Source organism: Nocardia sp. NPDC004722, from assembly GCF_053601505.1.
The window spans coordinates 1-4,687 of sequence record NZ_JBSGBY010000633.1; the positions used below are offsets into that span (position 1 = coordinate 1).

Here is a 4,687-nt window from a genome sequence, read left to right on the forward strand (position 1 = left end):
CCGGCCGCCAGCGCGCGCTGACCCTCCGGGGAACTGTAGAGCCGCTGCACAACTGGTCCGCAGGGCTGCGCGGGAAGCCCTGCGGCGGTGACGAAGTCGACCAGATTCGGCGGCGCGCCCAACAGCACCTCGTGGCCGCGTCGCCGCAACTCGACCGCGAGGCCCACCACCGGGTGGACGTCGCCTCGGGTTCCGGTCAGCGGTATCGCGATGCGCATGCGGCCTCTTTCGACACAGACGGTGGGAACAGTAGACACTGGGTGATGCGGCCGCCGCCGTCCAGACGCAGGAAATGTGGGCATTTCACAGCGGGGCGGCGCGGACTAGGGTTCCACCGATGCACATCGCGATGTTCGTGGACTATCACCCGGCCTCGCTCGGCGGGGTGCAGACCGCCGTCACCGCGCTGCGCCGCGGGCTCGAACACGCCGGTCACCGGGTCACCCTGTTCGTCGCGCCCGACCCGGCCGCCGCGCCCGACCCGGATATCGTTGCCCTGCACCCACTGTCGATCCCGGCCGTCAACGGATTCGCCGTGGTCGCGCCGACGCGCCGCAACGCCGCGCTCATCGACACCGAATTCGCGGCGCGCGGGCCGATCGATCTCGTGCACACCCACACCACCTACGGCGTCGCCATCGCCGGGATGAAAGCCGCTCGGCGGCACCGCATTCCGCTGGTGCACACCGCGCAGAGCCGCGACGACGCCTTCATCGAGCACACCGTGCCCGCACCGTACCCGGCCGCGCTCGCACTGCGGCTGCTGCACGGGCGCTACGTGCCGCACGCCCGGTCGGCGCGCCTGCCGGGGGAATCGGCGGCCGCCGCGCACGCCTGGCGGACCATCACCGGTCAGGCGCAAGCCGCCGATCAGGTGATCGCGCCGACCCGGCATTTCGCGGATCTGCTGCTGGCACACGGGATGACACGGCCGCTGACCGTCGTGTCCAACGGGGTCGACGACGAACTCCTCGACGCGCGCACCGATCCGCCGCGTCCCGCGGACGGCCCGCTGCGGCTGGTCTGGTGCGGGCGGCTGTCGGGGGAGAAGCGGCTGCTGGAATCCTTGGAAGCGGTGCGGCGCACCGACCATTGCACCCTCGATGTCTACGGCGACGGCGACCTCTACGGCGCGGCCGTCGGCCGCATCGTCGAACGCCGCCTCGGCGACCGGGTCCGCCTGCACGGCAGGGTGTCCCAGGCCGCCTGCCTCGACGCCATGGCCGCCGCCGACGCACTGTTGTTCCCCTCCACCGGATTCGACACCCAGGGCATGGTGCTGCTGGAAGCCACCGCCATGGGACTGCCGGTGGTGTACTGCGATCCCGACCTCGCCGAATCGGTGCCCGCGGGCCTCCGCACCGACGATCCCTCCGTCGAGGCCATGGCCGAGACCCTCGGCAAACTGGTCGCGGACCGTTCGGTGCTCACCGCACTGCGCGCGGAACTCGCGGGGCAGGCCGACTCGGTGCGCCAATCCCGGCAGATCGCACGGGTCTTGGAGGTCTACCGCGACGCCGGTGCCGTGGTCGCCACCGTGACGGCGGAGCGCATGCCGCGCACCCTCGCCGACATCCCCACCGCGCCCGGCCGCGTACCGGTGCTCGGGCACAGCCTGCGCGCCCTCACCGACGCGCCCGGCTTCGTTACCTCGCTGCCCGCCCTCGGGCCGATCGTGCGCGTGCACTTCGGCCGCCAGACCGGCTACGTGCTCACCACCCCCGACCTGCTGCGCGAAGTCAACCTGAGCGACGCCGAATTCGAACGCGAGGACCTGCGCGAGGCCATTGCCGATATCGCCGGCGGCGCGGTCAATGTGCTGCGCGGCCCCGAACACCGGCTGCGCCGCCGCATGATCTCACCCGCCCTGCGACAGACCCGGCTGGCCGAATACGCCGAAGCCGCAGCCGATATCGCCAATGCCTGGGCGGCCGGGCTGCCCGCGGACACCCGGGTCGATCTCATGGACGAGGCCCACGGCCTGGTGCTCGACACCGTCTCGGCGACGCTGTTCACCGCCGACTTCGGCGACAGCGCCCGGCGCGAGATCCGCGACAGCGTGCCGTGGCTGCTCAGCCAGGTCATCGTGCGCACCGCGCTGCCGCCGCAACTGCGGCGGCTGCGGGTGATCGCCAACTACCGGTGGCGCAGCAAATCCCGGCACCTGCGGGCCGCGGTCGGCGCGGTCGTCAGCGAATATCGCAGGCGCGACGAGGATTTCAACGATGTGGTGTCGGCGCTCATCCGCCACACCGACGCCGAGACCGGCGCGCGCCTGTCCGACGACCACATCATCGACGAGGCGATTCTCATGCTCGCCGGGGGCGTCGGATCGATGGCGTCACTGACCGGCTGGCTGTGGCACGAGGTGAGCCTGCGCCCTGCCATCCTCGACAAGCTGTACGCGGAACTGGATTCTGTGGTCGGCGGCGATGACGTGCGACCCCACCACCTGGCCGCCATGCCGTACCTCAAGCAGGTCGTGTCCGAGACCGTCCGCTTCTGGGGGCCGTGGATCAGCGCCGCCAACGCCAGCGCCGACCTGCCCATCGGGGACGTCACCATCCCGGCCGGGGCCGCGATCATGTTCAGCCCGTACATGGTTCAGCACGATCCCCGCTGGTTCACCCACCCGGAGACCTTCGACCCGGACCGGTGGAACGCCGAGAACGCCGCCGACACCGCCAAGAAGGCCATGATCTCCTTCGGCGTCGGGCGGCGACGCTGCCTCGGCGATCACTTCGCGCTGCTCGAGATCGCGCTCGCCTCGGCGGCACTGCTGTCGCGGTGGCGGCTGACCCCCACACCCGGGCATCGGGTGCGCGCCTCCAACCGCGATTTCGTCTTGTCTCCCAACGCGCTTCCGGTGTCGCTCAGCCGCCGGTAGCGGCGTCAGTCCAGCAGGACCGGCAGCGCCGTCAGGCCACGCATCAGGGTGCTGGCGTGATAGGTCAGGATGTCGGCGGCAGGGGAGAGGCGCAGGTTCGGGAAGCGGGACAGCAGGGCGGTGAAGGCTGTTTGGGCTTCCAAGCGGGCCAGGGGCGCGCCGACGCAGAAGTGGATGCCGTGGCCGAAGGCCACGTGACCCGTCGCGTCGCGGTCGGGGTCCAGGGCTTCGGGGTCGGGGTAGCGCTCGGGATCACGGTTGGCGGACGAGAGTGCGATGAGCACGAATTCGTCCGCCGGGATCGGGGTTCCGCCGATGGTGACCGGTTCGGCCGTGTAACGCAGGGTCGCCATATTGACGGGGCCGTCGTAGCGCAGGAACTCCTCCACCGCGTCCGGAATCGCCTCCGGGTGCGCCTGGAGTGCGTGCAGTCGCGCCGGATCGCGCAGCAGGGCGAGCGTGCCGTTGGCGATCAGGTTGACGGTGGTGTCGTGCCCGGCGACCAGCAACAGGAATGCCATGCCGACCAGTTCCTGATCGGTGAGGGCATCGCCGTCATCGGCCGGATCGGCCAGGGCGGAGAGCAGATCCGCGGCGGGTTCCGCGCGCTTCGCCGCCACCAGACGTGACAGGTACGCGCCCATGGCGGCGGTCGAATTGGCGTAGTCCTCGTCGTCCCCGCCCGAGACACTCACGATGGCGCGGGTCCACCGCTGGAAGTCGGCTCGATCATCGAAGGGGACGCCGAGCAGTTCGCAGATCACCGTGATCGGCAGCGGCTCGGCGAAATCGCGCAGCAGGTCCGCCTCGTCGCGGCCGGCCATGGCGTCGAGCAGACCGGTGGTGATCTCCTCGATGCGCGGACGCAGCGCCGCCACCCGGCGCGGGGTGAAGGCGCGGGTCGCCAGCTTGCGCAGCCGAGTGTGGTGCGGCGGATCGGTATTGAGCATATTGCCCAGCAGCACCATGTGACCGGCGGTGGCGGGCGGCAGACCACGTTTGTCGTTGAGCAGCGCGGTGGCGTGCACGGCGTCCTTGCGCAGCCGCGGATCGTTCAGGGCGGCACGGCCTTCCGCGTAGCCCAGCACCACCCAGCGCACCACGCCGTCGGGGAATCGGATCTGCCGGACCGGGCCGTCCGCGCGCCAGCGGCGGTAGTGGGCGTGCGGGTCGGTGAAGAAATCCGCCCCCAGGGATTCGATGCGGTCCGGGGCTTCGAGGTCGGCCATGACTTCGACGCTATCGGGTCGGCGTGGGGAAGGGAACCGGCTGTAACACAGGGGAATTCGAGAACCGGATCAGGCAACCTCGGAGTGAGCCACCCGTGTCATGTAAAGAATTCTGTACATGAAGTCGTGTTTTCTTTACACTGAACCCGTGTCCTATGAGGAGAAGCGAACCTGGATCCTGGGTGTCGCGGCCGCGGTCTCGTACGCGATCTACCTGATCGTCGTGCTGGCCCGGGCCCGGCACACCGCGCTGGTGGAGGTGGCGTACGCGGGGCCGCTGCTGTGGGCGGTCGGCGGGTCCATCGTGGCCTCAATTGTGGCGAGCATCGCTGTGTCCCTCGGATCGCGCGATCGCGACCGGCGGGATCAGCGCGACCGCGAGATCGACCGGCGCGGAACCATTGTCGGCAACGGTTTCGTCGTGCTCGGCGCGGTCGCGGCCCTGGCGCTGGCCCTCGCGAACGGTGACCGGTTCTGCACCGGCGGCAATATCGGCTACGGCGGTGCCATCAACCGCGCGGTCGCCGAGATCGACCCGGACATCGAATTCATCGTCATCGCCAACCCGGAC

The 4,687-nt window shown here is 70.2% G+C and carries 3 protein-coding genes and 1 pseudogene; 2 read left to right on the forward strand and 2 right to left on the reverse strand.

Annotation, left to right across the window (positions count from 1 at the left end; genetic code table 11):
• Window positions 1-218 (reverse strand): glycosyltransferase (locus ACWELQ_RS38505; protein WP_452401939.1); only part of this gene is annotated, 218 nt, incomplete at its 3' end.
• Between the two features lie 119 nt (window positions 219-337).
• Here ACWELQ_RS38505 and ACWELQ_RS38510 point away from each other — a divergent pair.
• On the forward strand, window positions 338-2,887 hold the full coding sequence (locus tag ACWELQ_RS38510) for a cytochrome P450 (RefSeq protein ID WP_452401940.1): 2,550 nt from the start codon (window positions 338-340) through the stop codon (window positions 2,885-2,887).
• A 5-nt stretch (window positions 2,888-2,892) separates the two neighbouring features.
• Here ACWELQ_RS38510 and ACWELQ_RS38515 read toward each other — a convergent pair whose 3' ends face one another.
• Window positions 2,893-4,116 (reverse strand): cytochrome P450 family protein, encoded by a 1,224-nt coding sequence (locus tag ACWELQ_RS38515; protein ID WP_452401941.1) that lies wholly within the window; start codon window positions 4,114-4,116, stop codon window positions 2,893-2,895.
• A gap of 148 nt (window positions 4,117-4,264) precedes the next feature.
• Here ACWELQ_RS38515 and ACWELQ_RS38520 point away from each other — a divergent pair.
• Window positions 4,265-4,687: pseudogene (locus ACWELQ_RS38520) on the forward strand (hypothetical protein); the annotation flags it as partial.